Source organism: Enterobacter sp. DC4 (assembly GCF_000568095.1).
In the GTDB taxonomy this organism is placed as follows: domain Bacteria; phylum Pseudomonadota; class Gammaproteobacteria; order Enterobacterales; family Enterobacteriaceae; genus Enterobacter; species Enterobacter pseudoroggenkampii.
Map to the genome: position 1 here is coordinate 382,768 of NZ_AZUB01000004.1, position 20,647 is coordinate 403,414.

Consider the following 20,647-nt stretch of genomic DNA (forward strand, 5'->3'; position numbering starts at 1 on the left):
GCCAATGAAGCACCGCTATCCTCCTCGTACCCGGAGATAGGTTATGTCTGAAACTACCAAGCGTAATACCATCGGCAAATTCGGCCTGCTGTCGCTGACGTTTGCCGCCGTATTCAGTTTTAACAACGTGATTAATAACAACATCGAGCTGGGGCTGGCCTCCGCGCCGATGTTCTTTTTAGCCACCCTGTTCTACTTTATTCCTTTCTGCTTAATCATCGCGGAGTTTGTCTCCCTGAATAAAAACTCCGAAGCGGGCGTGTACGCCTGGGTGAAAAGCTCGCTGGGCGGGCGCTGGGCGTTTATTACCGCCTACACCTACTGGTTCGTGAACCTGTTCTTCTTTACCTCGTTATTACCGCGCGTCATCGCCTACGCCTCTTACGCCTTTTTGGGCTATGAGTACATTCTTACGCCGTTTGCCACCACGGTACTGAGCATGGTGCTGTTCGCCTTCTCGACCTGGGTGTCCACCAACGGGGCGAAGATGCTGGGGCCGATCACGTCGGTGACCTCTACGCTCATGCTGCTGTTGACCCTCTCCTATATTCTACTGGCCGGCGCGGCGCTGGTGGGCGGCGTGCAGCCAGCCGACCCGATTACCGTTGACGCAATGATCCCCAACTTCAATTGGGCCTTCCTCGGCATCACCACCTGGATATTTATGGCCGCCGGGGGCGCAGAGTCCGTTGCGGTATACGTTAACGACGTGAAGGGCGGCTCAAAATCCTTTGTCAGGGTGATCATTCTGGCGGGGATTTTCATCGGCGTGCTCTACTCCATCTCCTCGGTGCTGATTAACGTCTTTATCAGCAGCAAAGAGCTGAAATTCACCGGTGGTTCGGTACAGGTGTTCCACGGCCTGGCGGTATGGTTTGGCCTGCCGGAGGTGCTGATGAACCGCTTTGTCGGCCTGGTCTCCTTTACCGCGATGTTCGGCTCCCTGCTGATGTGGACGGCAACCCCGGTCAAAATCTTCTTCTCTGAGATCCCAAGCGGCATCTTTGGGCCAAAAACCGTGGCGCTGAACGAGAACGGCGTACCGGCGCGGGCGGCGTGGATCCAGTATCTGATCGTCATTCCGCTCATGATTATCCCAACTATGGGGTCGAATACCGCGCAGGAGCTGATGAATACCGTCATCAACATGACCGCCGCCGCGTCAATGTTACCGCCGCTGTTCATTATGCTGGCCTACCTGAACCTGCGCCGTAAGCTCGATCATCTCCCGCGCGACTTCAAAATGGGCTCACGTACCACGGGCATGGTAGTGGTGTCGATGCTGATTGTGATTTTTTCCATCGGCTTTGTGGCCTCAACTTTCCCCACCAGTGCCAATATTCTGACGATTATTTTCTATAACGTCGGGGGCATTGTGTTATTCCTCGGATTTGCCTGGTGGAAATACAGCAAATACGTCAAGGGATTATCAAAAGAACAACAACAAACAGAAGCGTCACCTGCCTCAAATCTTCACTAACGCTGAAGGCATGGATATTTTTTCACTGGGATGAGTGCATGAAAATTAAAGAGAAAACAATTGGGGCACTCGCTGCCCTCTCTTTCTGCTGCCCGGCATTTGCCGCAGAAGAAGCCCGACCCGCTGAACATGACGATACCCGAACCCCGGAAATTACCTCTCCGTCGTTTCGTTTTTATGGCGAGCTGGGTGTTGGCGGATATATGGATTTAGAAGGTCAGAATAAACATAAATACAGTGACGGCACCTACATTGAGAGCGGTCTGGAAATGAAATACGGGCACTGGTTCGGCCTGATTTACGGCGAGGGCTGGACCGTACAGGCTGACCATCAGGGGAACGCCTGGGTGCCCGACCACAGCTGGGGCGGATTCGAAGGTGGGCTTAACCGCTTTTACGGCGGCTACAAAACCGACGGCAACACCGAGATCATGCTCAGCCTGCGTCAGGACTCCTCCCTTGATGACCTGCAGTGGTGGGGAGATTTCACGCCCGATCTGGGCTACGTGATCCCCAACACCCGCGACATTATGTACGCGCTCAAGGTACAAAACCTCTCCGGGAACCTGCGCTACAGCGTCACCGCCACGCCTGCGGGGCACCATGACGAGAGCAAAGCCTGGCTGCATTTTGGTAAATACGATCGCTATGACGATAAGTATACCTATCCGGCGATGGCGAACGGCTATATCCAGTATGACATCGTCAAAGATGTCACCTGGATGAACGGACTTGAGGTCACCGACGGCACGGGACAACTCTTCCTGACCGGCATTCTGTCCCCCAATCTGGCGGCGCGCGCCTGGCATCACACCGGACGCGCCAGCGGCAAGGACGTCTCCGGGACTGAAACCGGCTATATGGTCAGCGCCATGGTTGAAGCGTTAAAAGGTGTCTATCTCTCCACCGCTTACAGCTACGCAAAGCATCGCCCGGACAATGCCGCCGATGAAACGACCTCATTTATGCAGTTCGGCATCTGGTATGAGTACGGCGGTGGACGCTTTGCCACCGCAGCCGACAGCCGCTTTTACATGAAAAATGCCTCCGGCGACCCGAGCGATCAGGTCTTCCTGATGCAATACGTCTACTGGTAAAAGGATCTTCCGATATGAAACTCAGCCTTACACCGCTGGCCTGCGCGCTGGCGCTCAGCTTTTCGGCTCACGCCACCGCTCCTGCTGATTTTAAAAACGCCATCAACCGTACCGGTGCGCCGGAATACATGCACGATTTCGACGCTGACGACCACCAGCGGTTTAATCCCTTTTTCGATTTGGGTGCCTGGCATGGTCATTTGCTGCCGAACGGGCCGCAGACCCAGGGAGGATTTCCCGGCGTAGCGCTGCTCACCGAAGAGTACATTAACTTTATGGCGACCAATTTCGATCGCCTGAATGTGTATCAGAACGGCAAAAAAGTCGATTTTACCCTTGAGGCTTACAGCCTTCCCGGCGCGCTGGTGCAAAAGCTGAGTGCGAAAGATGTGCAGATCGTAATGACGCTGCGCTTTGCCACCGCGCGCACCTCGCTGCTGGAGACCCGCATCACCAGCAAGGCACCGCTGGAACTGGTGTGGGACGGCGAACTGCTGGAAAAGCTGGAGGCCAAAGAGGGCAAACCGCTGTCGGATAAGACCATCGACGGCGCGTATCCGGATTACCAGCGCAGGCTGGTCCCCACCCGTGACGGCCTGAAAGTGACCTTTGGCAAAGTGCGCTCCACCTGGGATCTGCTGACCTCCGGCAGTTCCGAATATCAGGTGCATAAATCCCTCCCCGTCGAGACCACCGTCGACGGGCATCGCTTTACCAGCCGGGCACACATTACCGGCAGCACCACGCTGTATACCACCTACTCCCATCTGCTGAATGCCGATGAGGTGAAGCGCGAGCAGGTGCAGATCCGCGATATTCTGGCGCGCCCGGCCGCTTATATGACGGCCTCGCAGCAGCGCTGGGAGGGCTATTTGCAGAAAGGTTTAACTAACCCTAACGCCACGCCAGAGCAAACCCGCGTGGCGGTGAAGGCCATCGAAACGCTGAACGGCAACTGGCGCTCGCCGGGCGGCGCGGTGCGCTATAACACGGTGACGCCATCCGTCACCGGACGGTGGTTCTCCGGCAACCAGACCTGGCCCTGGGATACCTGGAAACAGGCGTTTGCCATGTCGCATTTCAACCCGGATATCGCCAAAGAGAACATTCGCGCGGTCTTCTCCTGGCAAATCAAACCCGACGATCCGGTACGCCCGCAGGATGCCGGCTTTGTGCCGGATCTCATCGCCTGGAACCTGAGCCCGGAACGCGGCGGCGACGGCGGCAACTGGAATGAGCGCAATACTAAACCGAGCCTGGCAGCGTGGTCGGTGATGGAGGTATATAACACCACGCAGGATAAAGCCTGGCTGGCAGAAATGTACCCTAAACTGGTGGCCTACCACGACTGGTGGCTGCGCAACCGCGACCATAACGGCAACGGCGTGCCGGAGTACGGCGCGACGCGTGACAAAGCCCATAACACCGCCAGCGGGGAGATGCTCTTTACGGTCAAAAAAGGCGATAAAGAGGAATCGCTTTCCGGCCTGAACAACTATGCCCGGGTGATCGACAAGGACCATTACGACAGTCTGGAGATCCCGGCGCAGGTTGCGGCCTCGTGGGAATCAGGTCGCGATGACGCAGCCGTATTCGGTTTTATCGATAAAGCCCAGCTGGATAACTACGTCGAAAACGGCGGCAAGCGCAGCGACTGGACGGTGAAGTTTGCTGAAAATCGCGATAACGAGGGCAAGCTGCTGGGCTATTCGCTGCTGCAGGAGTCCGTCGATCAGGCGAGCTACATGTACAGCGACAATCACTATCTGGCGCAGATGGCGAGCCTGCTGGGTAAAGAGCAGGAGGCCAGCCGCTACCGCCAGCTGGCGGATAAGCTCGCGACCTACATCAATACCTGCATGTTCGACGCGAAGAGCGGTTTTTACTATGACATCCGTATCGAGGATAAACCGCTGGCGAACGGCTGTGCGGGCAACCCTATCGTCGAGCGCGGTAAAGGACCGGAAGGCTGGTCGCCGCTGTTTAACGGTGCGGCAACGCAGGCGCATGCGGATGCCGTGGTGAAGGTGATGCTGGATCCGAAAGAGTTCAACACGTATGTGCCGCTCGGGACTGCCGCGCTAACCAACCCGGCCTTTGGTCCGGATATCTACTGGCGAGGCCGGGTGTGGGTCGACCAGTTCTGGTTTGGGCTGAAAGGGATGGAACGCTATGGCTACCGGGAGCAGGCTCAAACGCTGGCAGAAAACTTCTTTAAGCACGCGAAGGGATTAACGTCCGACGGCCCGATTCAGGAAAACTACAACCCGCTGACCGGCGCGCAGCAGGGCGCGCCTAACTTCTCATGGAGCGCGGCGCATCTTTACATGCTGTATAACGACTTTTTCCGTAAACAGTAACGGGGGTGCGGTCTGCTTTGCCGGGTGGCGCTTACCCGGCCTACGGTTCGGGCTTTTGTAGGCCGGGTAAGGCGAAGCCGCCACCCGGCAGAAAAGCTACCGCGTGATCCACAGCGTGGGCCAGGCATCTGGCCCATTCCAGTTGTCGCAGCTGGGCTCCTCGGCGTAGCGCACCAGGCGGAAACGCTGGCCGTCAAAACGCCAGCGCGTCTGGATCCCGCAATCGCCCATACCGCGTCCCAGCGCGAGCGTTGTCAGCTCGCGCGTCTTCTCATCGAAGCTGGCGTTCATCAACTCCATCTCACTGCCGTCGCTTGACGGCGTAAACGGCAGACGCAGCCTGACGCTGCGGGCGGTGAACGGTTTTTTACGTGATACCAGCCACGCCAGATCAACCGTGTTATAGGCCCCCGCCTCGCAGCTGACGATCAGCAGCGCTTTGTCATCGGTTAACGCGGTGACGCGCACTTCCCGGCGGTTAGGATCCAGCGAGCACTGGCTGCTGTTCATCCGTCCGGTACCATAGTCCAGCAGGTCGTTCAGTTCGACGTGGGAGAGTGGCGTCGGGGTCGGATTGACGACCGCCACCTTTTTTAAGGCGGGTGCAGGCGGAACGCTTAACGGCGGATCGTCACCTTTCTTGATCCACGCGGTTTCGCTGCCGACGCGCTTTTGCTGCGCATCAATGAACAGCAGCGCGGCTTTCAGACCGCTCAGTGAAATGACCTGCTTACCGCCGCGCAGGGTCAGGGCCTTCCCTTCCTGGATGTTTTTCAGAAAGGCGGTGATGGTGGCCGCATCGTCTGTTTTCAGATGCCAGGGCGTGAGCTGCCAGCGCTGTTTGTCGAGCTTCAGAGGAACGTTATCCAGCAGCAGGCGGGGAGCAATCTCAGGCTCTTTAACGGAGGGCGTATCAAGACCGCCGAGATCGATACGCAGCGTGGCATCCGTTTTCGCCCCGGCGCTTCGGGTGAGCGTCATGACCAGACCACGATGTTCGCCCGTGTTGCGGGCAAGGCAAAAGTTCTGGTTATTGCAGGTCACCTGCCAGTCAGAAAAGGCTTGCTGCGCGGGTGCAGCCCGCACCTGCGGCGCGAGGAGCACCCAAAACAGGGAAAATAAAAAGACGCTGTAGCGCATGAATGACACAATCCCGGAACGAAAACGCATAACTGGGCAGTATCTTCGTGTTCCCGCCGGGGTTGCTCAATCGGATTTATCAGATATACCCGAAAAACAGGCTATATCCGTTCGAAAGGGGTATTCATCAGCCCGGTAGTCTGTAAATACTGCAGTAATATCACCGCCTTACCATCCCTGATTTCCCCTGTTCGCACCATCTCCAGCGCTCGGGCAAAAGGAAGCTCCAGCACTTCGATATCTTCATCCTCGACGCCACCGCCCCGGTGAGTGCGCTGCGCGTCGCTGTATTCCGCGATGAAGAAATGGACGATTTCCGTCACGCCGCCGGGCGACATAAACAGCTCGAAGACCTTTTTGACCTCGCCCACTTCGAAGCCGGTTTCTTCAACGGCCTCTTTGCGGATGCAGACTTCCGGCTCATCATCATCGAGCAGGCCCGCGCAGGTTTCAATCAGACGTCCGTCAGGGTTGCCATTGACCCATGTCGCCACCCTGAACTGGCGGATCAGCACCACGCTCCGCTTTTCACGGTTATAGAGCAGAATAGTTGCTCCATTGCCACGGTCGTAGACCTCGCGTTTGTGGCGGATCACTTCACCGTTGTTACGTGTAAGATCATAGGTGATGTTACGCAGGACAAAGTAGTTTTCAGAGAGAATTTTGTCTTTGATAACGTCAATTTTCAGGGTCATACGGGCTCCACGACACAATGAGTCGTCCTATACTACGCCGTGAATCCCGCTTTGTCGCCCGCCGGTTTAATGATGTTTTGGCGCGTTACCCCCCAGCCAGTCGAGTATCCCTTGCGCCGCATGACGCCCTTCCGCCATTGCGGTCACCACCAGATCCGCGCCGCGTACCGCATCGCCCCCGGCGAATATCTGCGGGTTAGTCGTCTGGTAACGGTAACGGCTCTCGACGGAGGCAACGATCCGCCCCCAGTCATCCGTTTCGACACCCTGCGCCTGCAGCCACGGCATCGCGTGCGGGTTAAAACCAAACGCCATGATGACTGCATCCGCGGCCATCACGAACTCACTGCCCGCCACGGGAACCGGTCGCCGCCGTCCCTGCGCATCCGGCTCTCCGAGCTCGGTACGCAGCATCCGGATACCGTTGACCTTTCCGTTCGGATCCAGCGTCAGCTCAACCGGCTGGACGTTAAATTCAAACGCAGCGCCCTCTTCTCTGGCGTTCTTCACCTCTTTCTTCGAGCCCGGCATGTTGGCCTCATCCCGACGATAGGCGCAGGTCACCTTCGCCGCACCGTGGCGTAACGCGGTGCGGACGCAGTCCATGGCGGTATCGCCCCCGCCAAGCACCACCACGTTTAAGCCATGGGTGTCGATGAACGGTTCGCTGGCCGTCGCCTCCAGCCCCATAACATGCCGCGTGTTGCCCACCAGGAAAGGCAGCGCGTCATAGACCCCTGGCGCGTCTTCATGCGGGATACCCGCCTTCATCGAACGATAGGTTCCCACGCCAATAAACAGGGCATCGTAATCGTGCTTTAACTGCGACATCGATACGTCCTGGCCCACCTCGCAGTTCAGCTCAAAGCGGATCCCCATCGCGGTAAATATCTCTCTGCGCCGCGCGAGCAGCGATTTGTCCAGCTTGAATGCCGGGATGCCAAAGGTTAGCAATCCACCGATTTCCGGATGCCGGTCATAGACCGTCACGCTCACGCCGCTGCGCGCCAGCACGTCGGCGCACGCCAGCCCGGCAGGCCCCGCGCCGACAATCGCGACACGTTTATCTGTCGGCGTGACGGCGGACATATCCGGCCGCCAGCCCATCGCCAGCGCCCGATCGGAGATATAGCGCTCGATGTTGCCGATGGTCACGGCGCCTGCCTCTTCACGAAGCGTGCAGGCCCCTTCGCATAATCGGTCCTGCGGGCAGACGCGGCCGGTAATTTCAGGTAAACAGTTGGTCTGATGAGAAAGCTCGACCGCGCCGGTGATATCCCCCGCGTTGAGACGCTCAATCCACTGCGGGATGTGGTTGTGCAGCGGGCAGGTCCATTCGCAAATGCTGTGCTCTCCGCATTTCAGGCAGCGCGACGCCTCGCGGGCGGCCTGCCCGTCCCGGAACGGCAGGTAAATTTCGTTAAAATGGCTTACGCGTTCGGCGGCAGCCAGTTTATCGGGCTCGCCGCGTGGCGCCGTCCCCTGCATCTGCTGCAGTTTGGCGCGCGGAGCATCTTCTCCGACGGCCTCCGCATGCCAGGGCTGCGCCTCCAGGCAGGCCGTGCGCTGTCGGCGCGATTTCGCCAGATGATCAAGGACAGCAGGCGTCGCCAGTGAGAGGACATCTGCCGGGCAATTCTCGATACAGGCCGGGCCGTGTGGCCGCGTCAGACAGAGATCGCATTTATTCGCCGAGGCCTTCACGCTGCCGTTGTCGAGCGGGGTGACGATAATCTCCATTGTGCCAAACGGGCAGGCCACCACGCAGGCCTTACAGCCGATGCATTTTTGTTGATTCACCTGTACGCTGTCATCGCATTTGCTGATGGCACCGTTCGGGCAGCTTTGCGCGCAGGGTGCATTTTCACAATGATGACAGGTCACGGGGCTGCTCTTCTCACCGGATCTCAGGACCGTAATACGGGGATGAAAATGGCGCTCGCTCAGGACATGCTGCTCATCGTTGTGCGCCATCACGCAGGCCACTTCGCAGGCGCGACACCCGATGCACTGCTGGCTGTTAGCCATAATAAAACGATTCATAACCACACCTGTTTTTGGTTCAATAACCTTTCTCTTTATAAGAGTATGGTATTTACGCATCACGGCGCGATCGGGCAATGTTCAAATGCCCGGAATGCCCAATTATTTCCAGTGAACCTGTGGCAGATCAATTTTATTCAGAGAGCCGTTCTGTGACCGTTAAACGACCCGTTTCCGGAAGCCTTGCCTGGGCTTTCTTTTCGATCATTGTCTTATCCGTGCTGACCAGCACCGTCGCGCTGCTGACGCTGGCCAGCAGCCAGCGTGATGCCGAAGCCATCAATATCGCCGGCTCGCTGCGCATGCAGAGCTATCGTCTGGGCTACGAGATGCAGCGCAACAGCCCTTCCCTTGCTGCACATCGCGAGAGCTGGCAACAGACGCTCGGCGCGCCAGCGCTGCAGAAGCTGAACCGCTGGTACGTTCCGGACAATGTTAAAGCGCGCTACCAGCAGCTGCATGTGGCCTGGCAGGAGATGGATGCACGCATCGCCGGTGGCGACAGCGCGTGGTATCAACGCAATATTGAAGATTTTGTCGGCCGCATTGATGCCTTTGTGCTCGCCCTTCAGCACTACACCGAACATAAAATTCAGACGGTGACCCTGCTTTCCCTGGCAGGCGCTCTCGGGATCCTGCTGCTGACGCTGTTTACCCTGCGACGCATCCGTCGCCAGGTGGTGCTGCCGCTTAACAATCTGGTGGCGGCCAGCGAACGGGTTGAGCGCGGGGAATTTGCAACCCCGGCGCCGGATTCCGCCCTGCCGAATGAGCTGGGCCAGCTCTCCCGCGCCTTCAACCACATGTCCGCCGAATTAGATACGCTCTACCGTTCGCTTGAGGCTTCGGTCGCGGAAAAAACGCGGCACCTGCACGAAGCCCACCAGCAGCTCGACATGCTGTTCAAGTGCTCGCAGGCGCTGAATACCGGCCAGATAGACAGCCACTGTTTCCGGCATATCCTGCAGATTGTCCATGACTATACGCAGATGAATTATCTGGAGCTGCGCACCAGCGACGACTGGCGGCTGTGTGAAGGGAAGGAGTCCAGGGGGATCCCTCTACAAAACCTGCCGGTACTGATGCAGGACACCCTTTACGGCGAGCTGCGCTGGCAAAGCGAAACGGACAGCGTCCCCCTTCCGCTGATGAGAAGCGTGGCGACTATGCTCGGGCGCGGGCTGTACTTTAACCAGGCGCAAAAACATTACCAGCAGCTGCTGCTGATGGAAGAGCGCGCCACCATCGCCCGCGAGCTGCACGATTCGCTGGCGCAGGTGCTGTCGTATCTGCGCATTCAGCTTGCGCTGCTCAAACGCGCCGTGCCGGAGGAAAATACTCCGGCGCAGACCATCATCTCCGACTTCTCCCGCGAGCTGAACAACGCCTGGCAGCAGCTGCGCGAACTGCTCACTACCTTCCGCCTGACGCTGAACCACGCGAATTTGCCCGCGGCGCTGCAGGAGTCCCTCGACGTCCTGCAGCGCCAGACGCAGGCTAAGCTGCATCTCGACTGTCGCCTCTCCTCGCTGGCGCTGGACGCGCAAAAGCAGGTGCATCTTTTACAGATCGTGCGTGAGGCCGTGCTGAACGCCATTAAGCACGCGCAGGCCAGCGAAATCGCGGTGAACTGCGTGACGGCAGCGAACGGTACGCACTGCGTCAGCATTCGTGACAACGGGATCGGAATTGGCGAGGCCAGCGAGCCGCCGGGACACTACGGGCTGAACATTATGCGTGAACGCGCGCAACGGCTTGGGGGAACACTACACTTTTCACAGCCGCAAAACGGCGGCACGCTGGTCAGCGTGACGTTCCCGGTGCCCACACCGTTAACAGGTAAATAACGGTAAAGGGGCAAGCGCAGGGAAAAGCGCATGATAATTTACATTATCTCCTTTATTTCTCCACGTTTGACCTGGCCCTTACCGCTAAAGTTATGCGGGCAATAAACAATAATGACGTGCAGCAAAACGAGGTCACACTTTCATGGCGAATTTCTTCATCGATCGCCCCATTTTTGCCTGGGTGCTTGCCATCCTGTTGTGTCTGACAGGTGTCCTGGCGATTACTTCACTTCCCGTTGAGCAATACCCCGACCTGGCCCCGCCGAACGTGCGCGTCACCGCAAACTATCCCGGCGCGTCGGCACAAACGCTGGAAAATACCGTGACGCAGGTTATCGAGCAGAACATGACGGGTCTGGATAACCTGATGTACATGTCCTCGCAAAGTAGCGCCACGGGTCAGGCGACGGTGACCCTGAGCTTTAAGGCGGGTACCGATCCGGACGAAGCGGTACAGCAGGTCCAAAACCAGCTGCAGTCGGCCATGCGCAAGCTGCCCCAGGCGGTGCAGAACCAGGGTGTGACCGTGCGTAAAACCGGTGATACCAACATTTTGACCATCGCCTTTGTCTCGACAGATGGCTCGATGGATAAACAGGACATCGCGGACTACGTCGCCAGTAATATTCAGGATCCTATCAGCCGGATTAACGGCGTCGGAGATATCGACGCCTACGGCTCACAATACTCGATGCGTATCTGGCTCGATCCCAACAAGCTGAACAGCTACCAGATGACGGCAACCGACGTGACGGATGCCATTAAAGCCCAGAACGCCCAGATTGCGGTGGGGCAGCTGGGGGGAACACCTTCTGTTGATAAACAAGCCCTGAACGCCACCATCAATTCACAATCCCTGCTGCAGACGCCGGACCAGTTCCGCAACATCACCCTGCGCGTAAATCAGGACGGGTCGGAAGTCCGTCTCGGCGATGTCGCCACGGTGGAAATGGGGGCGGAAAAATACGACTATCTGAGCCGCTTTAATGGCAATCAGGCCTCCGGGCTGGGGATTAAACTGGCCTCCGGCGCGAACGAAATGGCGACGGCAAAACTGGTGCTGGACCGTCTGGACGAGCTGTCGCAGTATTTCCCGCACGGGCTGGAGTACAAAGTCGCCTACGAAACCACCTCCTTCGTCAAAGCCTCGATTGAGGACGTGGTGAAGACCCTGCTGGAAGCCATCGCGCTGGTGTTCCTGGTGATGTACCTGTTCCTGCAAAACTTCCGCGCGACGCTGATCCCCACCATTGCCGTTCCGGTGGTGCTGCTGGGGACCTTTGCGGTGCTTTACGCGTTCGGGTACAGCATTAATACCCTGACGATGTTTGCCATGGTGCTGGCGATTGGCCTTCTGGTGGATGATGCCATCGTGGTGGTTGAAAACGTCGAGCGCATCATGAGCGAAGAGGGACTCTCTCCGCGCCAGGCGACGCGCAAATCCATGGGGCAAATTCAGGGGGCGTTAGTCGGGATTGCGATGGTGCTGTCGGCCGTCTTTATCCCGATGGCCTTCTTTGGCGGCACAACCGGGGCGATTTACCGTCAGTTCTCAATCACTATCGTCTCGGCGATGGTGCTCTCCGTTCTGGTGGCGCTGATCCTCACCCCTGCGCTGTGCGCCACTATTCTGAAACCGCTGCACAAAGGGGAGCATCACGGGCAGAAAGGCTTCTTCGGCTGGTTTAACCGGATGTTCAACCGCAACGCCGCGCGGTATGAGTCTGCCGTTGGTCACGTGCTGCACCGCAGCCTGCGCTGGATGATGATTTACGTTGTGCTGCTGGGCGGCATGGTCTGGCTGTTCCTGCACCTGCCCACCTCGTTCCTGCCGATGGAAGACCGGGGGATGTTCACCACCTCGGTGCAGCTTCCGAGCGGCGCAACGCAGCAGCAGACGCTGAAAGTGGTCCAGAAAGTGGAACAGTACTTCTTCACCAAAGAGAAAGATAACGTGGTGTCGGTCTTCTCTACCGTCGGCTCCGGTCCGGGCGGGAACGGGCAGAACGTCGCCCGCATGTTCGTCCGCCTGAAGGACTGGGACGAGCGCGATACCAGAACGGGAACGTCATTTGCCATCATTGAACGTGCGACTAAAGCCTTTGCCCACATCAAAGAGGCGCGCGTCTTTGCCAGCAGTCCGCCGGCGATAAGCGGGCTGGGCAGTTCTGCCGGTTTCGATATGGAGCTGCAGGATCACGCCGGGGCGGGCCACACGGCGCTGATGGCGGCACGCGATAAGCTGCTAGCGCTGGCGGGCAACGATCCGGGCCTGACCCGCGTTCGCCATAACGGTCTTGATGATAGTCCGCAGCTCCAGGTGGATATCGATCAGCGTAAGGCGCAGGCGCTGGGCGTCTCGATCAACGATATCAATGACACCCTGCAGACGGCGTGGGGCTCGAGCTATGTGAATGACTTTATGGACCGCGGCCGCGTGAAAAAAGTGTATGTCCAGTCCGCCGCGCCGTTCCGCATGCTGCCGGATGATATAAACCGCTGGTTTGTCAGAAATAATGCTGGCGGCATGGTGCCGTTCTCCGCCTTTGCTAATTCGCACTGGGAGAGCGGCTCGCCGCGCCTGGAGCGCTATAACGGCTATTCTGCGGTTGAAATCGTCGGGGAAGCCGCGCCGGGCGTCAGTACCGGTACTGCCATGGACACCATGGAAAAACTGGTGCAGCAGCTGCCCGCCGGTTTTGGTCTCGAGTGGACGGCCATGTCTTACCAGGAGCGTCTCTCCGGGGCGCAGGCCCCTGCGCTTTACGCGCTCTCTCTGCTGGTGGTCTTCCTCTGCCTTGCCGCACTGTATGAGAGCTGGTCGGTCCCGTTCTCGGTCATGCTGGTGGTGCCCCTTGGCGTCATCGGTGCGCTGCTGGCGACCTGGATGCGCGGCCTGGAGAACGATGTCTACTTCCAGGTGGGCCTGCTCACCGTTATTGGGCTGTCGGCGAAAAACGCCATTCTGATCGTTGAGTTTGCCAACGAGATGAATGCCAAAGGCCACGAGCTGATGGCCGCTACGCTGCACGCCTGCCGTCAGCGCCTGCGTCCGATCCTGATGACGTCGCTGGCGTTTGTCTTTGGTGTTCTGCCAATGGCAACCAGCACAGGCGCGGGCTCCAGCAGCCAGCATGCGGTCGGGACCGGGGTGATGGGCGGCATGATTTCGGCCACCATTCTGGCCATTTACTTCGTTCCGCTGTTCTTTGTGCTGGTGCGTCGCCGCTTCCCGCTGAAGGAACGTCCTGAGTAAGTGGTTGAAATAAAAAAAGGCGGCTTTATCGGCCGCCTTTTTATTGTGTGATTAATTCACACTATGGTTATTTTACTTATTTTAGTGCTCTTGCAATTCTTACTGAATGTCATTTACGAAGCATGCCTTCGATAAAATCTTTCCAGTTCCCCAGTTCACGTTCAATCATAACAACCTCTCTTATTATTATGCGCATTCTACAAAAACGTACCATCATTGTGAAGACTATTTAACCAATTGCTGTGATTGTACCCCACGTTCCGCGGGGATTTATGATAAATATGAACGGAGAGCTCTCAATTTTTTGTGACGGCCAGCAATATTTTGAAATAACCCTACGGACGGGTGAGTTTTATTTTATTGGCTGACTTTATTGGGTTTTTAAAGTTTATGGACATCTATGCTTAAATGATGAAAGAATATTCAGCGTACAGTTGTGAGTCGAATTAAGAAGACACATTAATCCAGACGATTCCTGAATGTGTTATATTCCACTTAAGGATATATCTTCGAATTTACTGAACATTTAATTATCAGAACATCAAAAGGATTCACCATGGTTGTGATGTACGGCATTAAAAATTGCGACACCATCAAAAAAGCCCGCCGCTGGCTGGAAGCAAACAGCGTGGAGTACCGCTTCCACGATTACCGTGCCGATGGGCTCGATGCAGAATTTCTGCATAGCGCTATTCGCGAACTGGGCTGGGAAGCCCTGCTGAACACCCGCGGTACCACCTGGCGTAAACTGGACGACTCTCTGCGCGCCAGCATCAACGATGCCGACAGCGCGGCAAAACTGATGCTCGAGATGCCGGCAATTATCAAACGCCCATTGCTCTGCGCGCCAGGGCAGCCTATGCTGCTGGGTTTCAGTGAAACCCTTTATTCCGACTTTTTTCGTTGAGGTGTAGTTTATGTCATGCCCGGTCATTGAGCTGACTCAGCAGCTTATTCGCCGTCCTTCCCTTAGCCCGGACGACGCAGGTTGTCAGGCTCTTATGATTGAACGCCTGCGTGCCATCGGTTTTACCGTTGAACACATGGATTTTGGCGATACCCAGAACTTCTGGGCGTGGCGCGGCCAGGGTGAAACGCTGGCCTTTGCCGGGCATACTGACGTCGTTCCCGCAGGTGATGCGGATCGCTGGATTAACCCGCCGTTTGAGCCGACCATTCGCGATGGCATGCTGTTTGGTCGCGGCGCGGCAGACATGAAAGGCTCTCTGGCGGCGATGGTCGTGGCGGCAGAGCGCTTTGTGGCGCAGCATCCGAACCACAAAAACCGTCTCGCGTTTTTGGTCACCTCCGACGAAGAAGCCAGCGCGCACAACGGTACCGTGAAGGTCGTTGAAGCGCTGATGGCGCGCAACGAGCGTCTCGACTACTGCCTGGTCGGTGAGCCGTCCAGCACCGAAGTGGTGGGTGATGTCGTCAAAAACGGGCGCCGTGGCTCGCTGACCTGTAACCTGACCATTCACGGCGTTCAGGGGCACGTTGCGTATCCACATCTGGCCGATAACCCGGTACATCGCGCTGCGCCGATGCTGAACGAGCTGGTGGGCATCGAGTGGGATAAAGGCAACGAATTCTTCCCACCAACCAGCATGCAGATTGCGAACGTCAAGGCCGGGACCGGCAGCAACAACGTGATCCCGGGTGATTACTTCGTCCAGTTTAACTTCCGCTTCAGCACCGAACTGACCGATGAGATGATCAAGGCGCGCGTTGTCGCCCTGCTGGAAAAATATCAGCTGCGCTACACCGTGGAGTGGTGGCTTTCCGGCCAGCCGTTCTTGACGCAGCGCGGTAAGCTGGTGGATGCGGTGGTGAACGCCATCGAGCACTATAATGAAATTAAGCCACAGCTGCTGACAACGGGTGGCACTTCAGACGGACGCTTTATCGCCCGTATGGGCGCCCAGGTTGTCGAACTGGGGCCAGTAAACGCAACCATTCATAAAATAAATGAGTGTGTCAATGCGGCAGATTTGCAACTGCTGGCCCGTATGTATCAACGTATTATGGAGCAACTCGTCGCCTGACGAACGCTCTGAGAGGAATAGCGAATGGATTGGCTTTCAAAGTACTGGTGGATTCTGGTGTTGGTTTTTCTGGTTGGCGTATTGCTTAACGTGATTAAAGACCTTAAGCGCGTTGACCATAAAAAATTTCTCGCCAACAAACCGGATCTTCCCCCGCACCGTGATTTCAACGACAAGTGGGACGATGACGACGACTGGCCGAAGAAAGACCAGAAGAAGTAATCGGTCTGTATCCCCTCTCCTGTGGAGAGGGGATAACCTCACATAAACTCAACAATATCATCATTATCCGGCTTACCGCCGCTGAGCGCTTCATCAAAGTAGTGCTTCGGTACGGTATAGCGCAAACGATCGAGCGCGAACTGCATGCTGCGGTCGTCTATGGCGTGGCCCAGATCGTCAACGATATCCAGCGTCACATCCCCACCTTCGCGAATCAACGCTTCCTGGGCAGCAACCGCATGCGAGAGCTCGATCACCCGGTCTTCACCGCCGTGGATTAAGTGGATCGTGGTCTGCGTGGTTGCGCTTGTCGGTAACGTCGCAAAACGGCCGTTAAACGCGATTACCCGTGAAACCAGACCCGGCTGCGCTTTAACGCTTTCCAGCGACATGATTGACCCCTGTGAGAAGCCAATCAACGCGGTCGCGTCGGCACCCACGCCGCTCTGCTGTTGCCAGTAGCGGACGATATCGATAAAGGTGGGCATGATGGCATCGATGCGCGCCTGACGGTTCTCTTCCGTCACGCCCTGAACCGAGAACCACTGGCGTCCGTTCGGACCGCATGGCTCAACGCCACCGATGCTGACAATCAGCGCGTCGGGGAAAACGGGCGCAAACCAGCTGCCAATCTGACCCATATTGACGGCATTATCGCCAACCCCATGAAACAGAAGCAGTAACTGTTTAGCCGGTTTGTCAGGGCTTTGAACAACAAAATGGTCGTGTTTCATGGTGGTCTCCTTAATAGATGACCTGGATTCTACGCCTCCCGGCGGGAATGACCATGCCACTTTACTGAAGAAGTCATTGAAAAAATTGCCATTGCAAAATGGCTTCCTTCAACCGCTGGCAGCGCGGATAATCAAGGCTTTCAAGCGCTTGCGCGGTTTCACTGCGCAGCTTTGCCAGCAACGCTTTTCGCCCGACCTCATCCGCTTTCCCTGCCATTTTCCCCCGCAGGGCCGGAAGCGGCATATCAATGGTGAGCAACAACCGCGTAAGCGCGGCAACCGAGGTTGAAAACGCCCGATGGGCAAACGCAAACCCCGCCAGCTCCAGCCAGTCGTCACTATTAAGGGTAGCTTCCCAGCCGTCTTCCACCGGGATCTTTTCACCGTTCCGGGCCGACAGGACGCGCATATCCCGGCACAAACGCTGATGTTCCTGCGCGCACAGCTGACGCCCGGCTTCGCTCAGCGGCAGCAGCGCCATCGCCGTGTAGCAGCCGCTGCTGGCTTCCCGATGGCTCCCCATCCGCACCAGCACAAACCCACATTGCAGCCAGAAATGCCACAGCTCGTCGGTATAACCAAAACTCACCGACAGATAGTCTTCCCCGCTGGCGCTACGGATAAGCCGTTGCCCGATGCCTTCCCGCTGGCGCAGGGGGTGAACCGCAATGCGGCTAATCCGTCGCCCTTTCAGCGTCGCCGCGAGTGGCGATCCGCCGTGCGCCGCCAGCGACTGCGCCACGAGATTCCCGCGTGGACGCCGGTATCCCGCCCACACGGCGCGGCTAAGCTCAGGGGACAGCCCGCCCTCTTCCACCAGCCAGAGCGCGCCGGCAATCTCTGCCTCCGTCCCGGCAACAGCAAAGTGCTGGCCGGGCGCGTCCATCATCCGGCGTAAATCGAGCGGTGAAGTACGGTAATGTGCAGCACACAGCAGTTCATAAACGCTTGCCACGCATGCCGGGTCACTCTCCCACGTCCGCGGTGTCAGCGGCGTTATACGCACATCGCCTTCCGGTTTGCGATCGATAAGCGCATCATCAAATAACAGCGCATTCGCCACGAATCGCTCAAGCGGGCATCCGGCAGCCCAGCGAATGGGGGTCGATAAGGCATAATGCCGCAATCTACTGAAACGAGCGCAGAACTTCAGCAGGAATCCCCTGCCCGTCCCCTCATAGCCCTGGACCGTGGTGGTTAACACTACGCGCGGAAAACGCGTCACCAGCTTCTCCAGCAGCGGACCCGGGATCGCAGCGGCTTCATCGACAATCAGCCAGTCAGCCTGGCGTGAAGAGGCCAACAGCGCGTCCGGAGCCATAAAGTGGAAATGCTCGCCCGCAAAGCGCGCAATGACATCCGTTGCCCCTTTAGCCGGTGCAGTGACCACCGCACTCCCCTGAATGCGACTGAGCAGCATCCCCGCCAGCGCTGACTTTCCGCGTCCGCGCGGTGCCGTTACGGCTGCAATGCCCGCAGGCATGGTCAGAAGCACGTCGAGGATCTCCGCCTGCTCGCGCTGCGGTGCGCCGCTGGCAGGCTGCCAGGCGGGTAAATCCGGCGCAACGGGAACGGACAAGGGACGATGCTGATGCCAGACAATCGCATCCGAATCGGCGGCAAGCGTCCGGCAGAAGTGGTGCACAAAGTGTGGAGTGGCGATCGGCTCCGCGCTGTCGCTCCAGCGCAAAGAATCGCTGTCAGGCCTGTCGGCCCAGTCAGCAAGCGGCGGAACCCGCAGCACCAGAAGGCTTCCGGCGCTCAGCGTTCCACTCAGGGCGGCAAACGCGGCGACATCAAACCCGGTGCTGGCGTCAAAAACGGCATGCCGGAACTCGCGTCCCAGCAGGCCGCTGATGGCTTTTGAAGGATGTTCGTGAAGCCTTACCCAGTCTCCGGGCAAGGCGTCACGCAGGGCAACCGCCTGGCTTAACGTCCACTGCGCCTCACCGCTGAGCACCACCAGCCGACGATGGCCGGTGCGCTCAAGCTCGCGTATCAGCTGATCAAACGCCAGCATTACATCGCTTTGCCGAAGGTATTACACTGCGCCGGGTCGCCGCTGTCGAAACCGCGTTTAAACCAGCTGTAGCGCTGCTGTGAGGTACCGTGAGTGAAACTGTCCGGTACGACGCGCCCCTGGCTCTGCTGCTGAAGACGGTCGTCACCGATCGCCTGAGCGGCATTTAACGCCTCCTCAAGATCGCCGGATTCCAGCACGCCCTGCTGCTGCATGCTGTGACCCCAGACGCCCGCGAAGCAGTCCGCCTGCAGCTCCATTTTGACGGACAGGCGGTTCACTTCAGCCTGAGACGCATTTTGCTGCAGCTGGCGTACTTTTGGCTCAATCCCCAGCAGCTTTTGCACGTGATGGCCAACCTCATGCGCGATCACGTAGCCCTGGGCAAAATCACCGTCGGCGCCAAGCTTGCGTTTCATGTCATCGTAAAAAGAGAGATCGATATAGACGGTACCGTCTGCCGGGCAGTAGAACGGCCCCATCACGGATTGCCCGGTGCCGCATCCGGTGCGGGTTGCCCCCCGGTACATCACCAGCTTCGGCTGCTGGTAGGTACGCCCCATTTTCTCAAACAGCTGACTCCAGGTGTCTTCTGTTGTGGCGAGAATAACGGAGGTAAATTTGGCCGCTTCATCTTCATTCGGGCTGATGGAGCGCTGAGAATGCTGCTGTTGCAGCGGCTGACCGGTCATCAACCCGGTGAGGTCAACGCCGTAGTAACCCGCGACTAACACCACAATCAGCAGGATGATACCGCCCTTGCCGCTGGGTAACCGGAAGCCGGGCCCCCCCATGGAAGGACCGCCGCTGCCATCACTGCGTCTGTCTTCTACATTGTCACTTTCACGACGCCCTTGCCAGCGCATAACCACCTCGAACTATTCCATTTATAATAGCTATGATCGTAGGCGGTTAACGGCAAGATTACCATAGGAAACAAAGGTAAGACGCCAAAGGATGCGAACATCCTTTGGCAAGTGAGGGAGTTAGTCGAGCTTAACGCCTAAACGGTGAGCAACCGCTTCGTACGCTTCAATCAGGCCACCCAGGCTCTGACGGAAACGGTCTTTGTCCATTTTATCCAGGGTTTCTTTGTCCCACAGGCGGCTACCGTCTGGTGAGAACTCATCGCCCAGCACCACTTCGCCTTTGAACAGACCAAACTCCAGCTTGAAGTCGACGAGGATCAGGCCCGCGTCATCAAACAGTTTTTTCAGCACTTCGTTGGCTTTATAGGTCAGCTCCTGCATACGCGCCAGGTTCTCTTTGCTCACCCAGCCGAAGGTTTCGCAGTAGGATTCGTTGACCATCGGGTCGTGCATGGCATCGTTTTTCAGGAACAGGTCGAACAGCGGTGGGTTCAGTTCGATACCTTCTTCAATGCCGAGACGCTTCACCAGGGAGCCCGCCGCACGGTTACGAATAACGCACTCAACCGGAACCATATCCAGTTTTTTCACCAGACATTCCGTATCGGACAGCAACGCTTCCATCTGGGTCGGGATACCCGCTTCGGCCAGTTTGGTCATAATGAAGTGGTTGAACTTGTTGTTCACCATGCCTTTACGATCGAACTGCTCAATGCGTGCGCCATCCCCTGCTGACGTATCATTGCGGAACTCGAGCACCAACAGATCCGGGTTTTCCGTGCTGTATACGGTCTTCGCTTTGCCACGATACAACTCAGCTTGCTTCTGCATCTTCATTA

At 57.4% G+C, this 20,647-nt stretch carries 16 protein-coding genes; 8 read left to right on the forward strand and 8 right to left on the reverse strand.

Going from position 1 to position 20,647, the window contains the following annotated elements; translation table 11 throughout:
• Nucleotides 1-43 precede the first annotated feature (43 nt).
• Genes P349_RS10285 through ygjK form a run of 3 tightly spaced genes read left to right on the forward strand, consistent with a single transcriptional unit; the run spans nt 44 to nt 4,937 of the window.
• A complete protein-coding gene (locus P349_RS10285) occupies nt 44-1,480 on the forward strand; it encodes an amino acid permease (RefSeq protein WP_032646755.1) in 1,437 nt (478 codons plus the stop codon).
• Nucleotides 1,481-1,518: 38 nt separating this feature from the next.
• The gene (ygjJ, locus tag P349_RS10280; protein WP_032646757.1) at nt 1,519-2,577 is read left to right on the forward strand and encodes a protein YgjJ; all 1,059 of its coding nucleotides are present in this window, start codon (nt 1,519-1,521) and stop codon (nt 2,575-2,577) included.
• Nucleotides 2,578-2,591: 14 nt separating this feature from the next.
• Nucleotides 2,592-4,937 (forward strand): alpha-glucosidase, encoded by a 2,346-nt coding sequence (gene ygjK / locus P349_RS10275; protein ID WP_032646759.1) that lies wholly within the window; start codon nt 2,592-2,594, stop codon nt 4,935-4,937.
• Nucleotides 4,938-5,033: 96 nt separating this feature from the next.
• Here ygjK and P349_RS10270 read toward each other — a convergent pair whose 3' ends face one another.
• The 3 genes from P349_RS10270 to aegA all read right to left on the reverse strand — a co-directional run bounded on the left by P349_RS10270 (nt 5,034) and on the right by aegA (nt 8,815).
• Nucleotides 5,034-6,077: a DUF1176 domain-containing protein gene (locus P349_RS10270; protein WP_032646860.1), complete on the reverse strand. Its 1,044-nt coding sequence runs from the start codon at nt 6,075-6,077 to the stop codon at nt 5,034-5,036.
• 101 nt (nt 6,078-6,178) lie between these two features.
• The gene (nudK, locus tag P349_RS10265) at nt 6,179-6,772 is read right to left on the reverse strand and encodes a GDP-mannose pyrophosphatase NudK (RefSeq protein WP_032646762.1); all 594 of its coding nucleotides are present in this window, start codon (nt 6,770-6,772) and stop codon (nt 6,179-6,181) included.
• Nucleotides 6,773-6,838: 66 nt separating this feature from the next.
• Complete coding sequence (aegA, locus tag P349_RS10260) at nt 6,839-8,815, reverse strand: formate-dependent uric acid utilization protein AegA (RefSeq protein WP_032646764.1); 1,977 nt, start codon at nt 8,813-8,815, stop codon at nt 6,839-6,841.
• A 152-nt stretch (nt 8,816-8,967) separates the two neighbouring features.
• Between aegA and narQ the strand changes: the two genes are divergently transcribed.
• Both narQ and acrD read left to right on the forward strand, forming a co-directional pair.
• A complete protein-coding gene (gene narQ, locus P349_RS10255; RefSeq protein WP_032646861.1) occupies nt 8,968-10,662 on the forward strand; it encodes a nitrate/nitrite two-component system sensor histidine kinase NarQ in 1,695 nt (564 codons plus the stop codon).
• Between the two features lie 142 nt (nt 10,663-10,804).
• Complete coding sequence (gene acrD, locus P349_RS10250) at nt 10,805-13,918, forward strand: multidrug efflux RND transporter permease AcrD (RefSeq protein WP_032646767.1); 3,114 nt, start codon at nt 10,805-10,807, stop codon at nt 13,916-13,918.
• A gap of 109 nt (nt 13,919-14,027) precedes the next feature.
• Here the strand turns inward: acrD and ypfM are convergent, their stop codons facing one another.
• Nucleotides 14,028-14,087, reverse strand: a complete 60-nt coding sequence (ypfM, locus tag P349_RS26360; RefSeq protein WP_015572204.1) for a protein YpfM — start codon at nt 14,085-14,087, stop codon at nt 14,028-14,030.
• 387 nt (nt 14,088-14,474) lie between these two features.
• Between ypfM and P349_RS10245 the strand changes: the two genes are divergently transcribed.
• The 3 genes from P349_RS10245 to P349_RS10235 are packed head-to-tail and all read left to right on the forward strand — an operon-like array spanning nt 14,475 to nt 16,185.
• On the forward strand, nt 14,475-14,825 hold the full coding sequence (locus P349_RS10245) for an ArsC family reductase (RefSeq protein ID WP_032646769.1): 351 nt from the start codon (nt 14,475-14,477) through the stop codon (nt 14,823-14,825).
• A gap of 10 nt (nt 14,826-14,835) precedes the next feature.
• Complete coding sequence (gene dapE / locus P349_RS10240; RefSeq protein WP_032646771.1) at nt 14,836-15,963, forward strand: succinyl-diaminopimelate desuccinylase; 1,128 nt, start codon at nt 14,836-14,838, stop codon at nt 15,961-15,963.
• A gap of 24 nt (nt 15,964-15,987) precedes the next feature.
• Entirely contained in the window at nt 15,988-16,185 is a 198-nt protein-coding gene (locus tag P349_RS10235) for a YpfN family protein (protein WP_014171111.1), read from the forward strand.
• Nucleotides 16,186-16,223: 38 nt separating this feature from the next.
• Here P349_RS10235 and ypfH read toward each other — a convergent pair whose 3' ends face one another.
• The 4 genes from ypfH to purC form a co-directional block, all read right to left on the reverse strand.
• Nucleotides 16,224-16,919, reverse strand: a complete 696-nt coding sequence (gene ypfH, locus P349_RS10230) for an esterase (protein WP_024907569.1) — start codon at nt 16,917-16,919, stop codon at nt 16,224-16,226.
• 73 nt (nt 16,920-16,992) lie between these two features.
• Nucleotides 16,993-18,939 carry a tRNA(Met) cytidine acetyltransferase TmcA gene (locus P349_RS10225; protein WP_032646774.1) on the reverse strand — a complete coding sequence of 649 codons (1,947 nt, stop codon included), beginning with the start codon at nt 18,937-18,939 and terminating at the stop codon, nt 16,993-16,995.
• Complete coding sequence (gene ypfJ / locus P349_RS10220; protein ID WP_032646776.1) at nt 18,939-19,805, reverse strand: KPN_02809 family neutral zinc metallopeptidase; 867 nt, start codon at nt 19,803-19,805, stop codon at nt 18,939-18,941. The genes P349_RS10225 and ypfJ overlap by 1 nt, the downstream gene beginning before the upstream one ends.
• 120 nt (nt 19,806-19,925) lie before the next feature.
• Nucleotides 19,926-20,639: a phosphoribosylaminoimidazolesuccinocarboxamide synthase gene (gene purC, locus P349_RS10215; RefSeq protein WP_032646778.1), complete on the reverse strand. Its 714-nt coding sequence runs from the start codon at nt 20,637-20,639 to the stop codon at nt 19,926-19,928.
• Nucleotides 20,640-20,647: the final 8 nt, after the last annotated feature.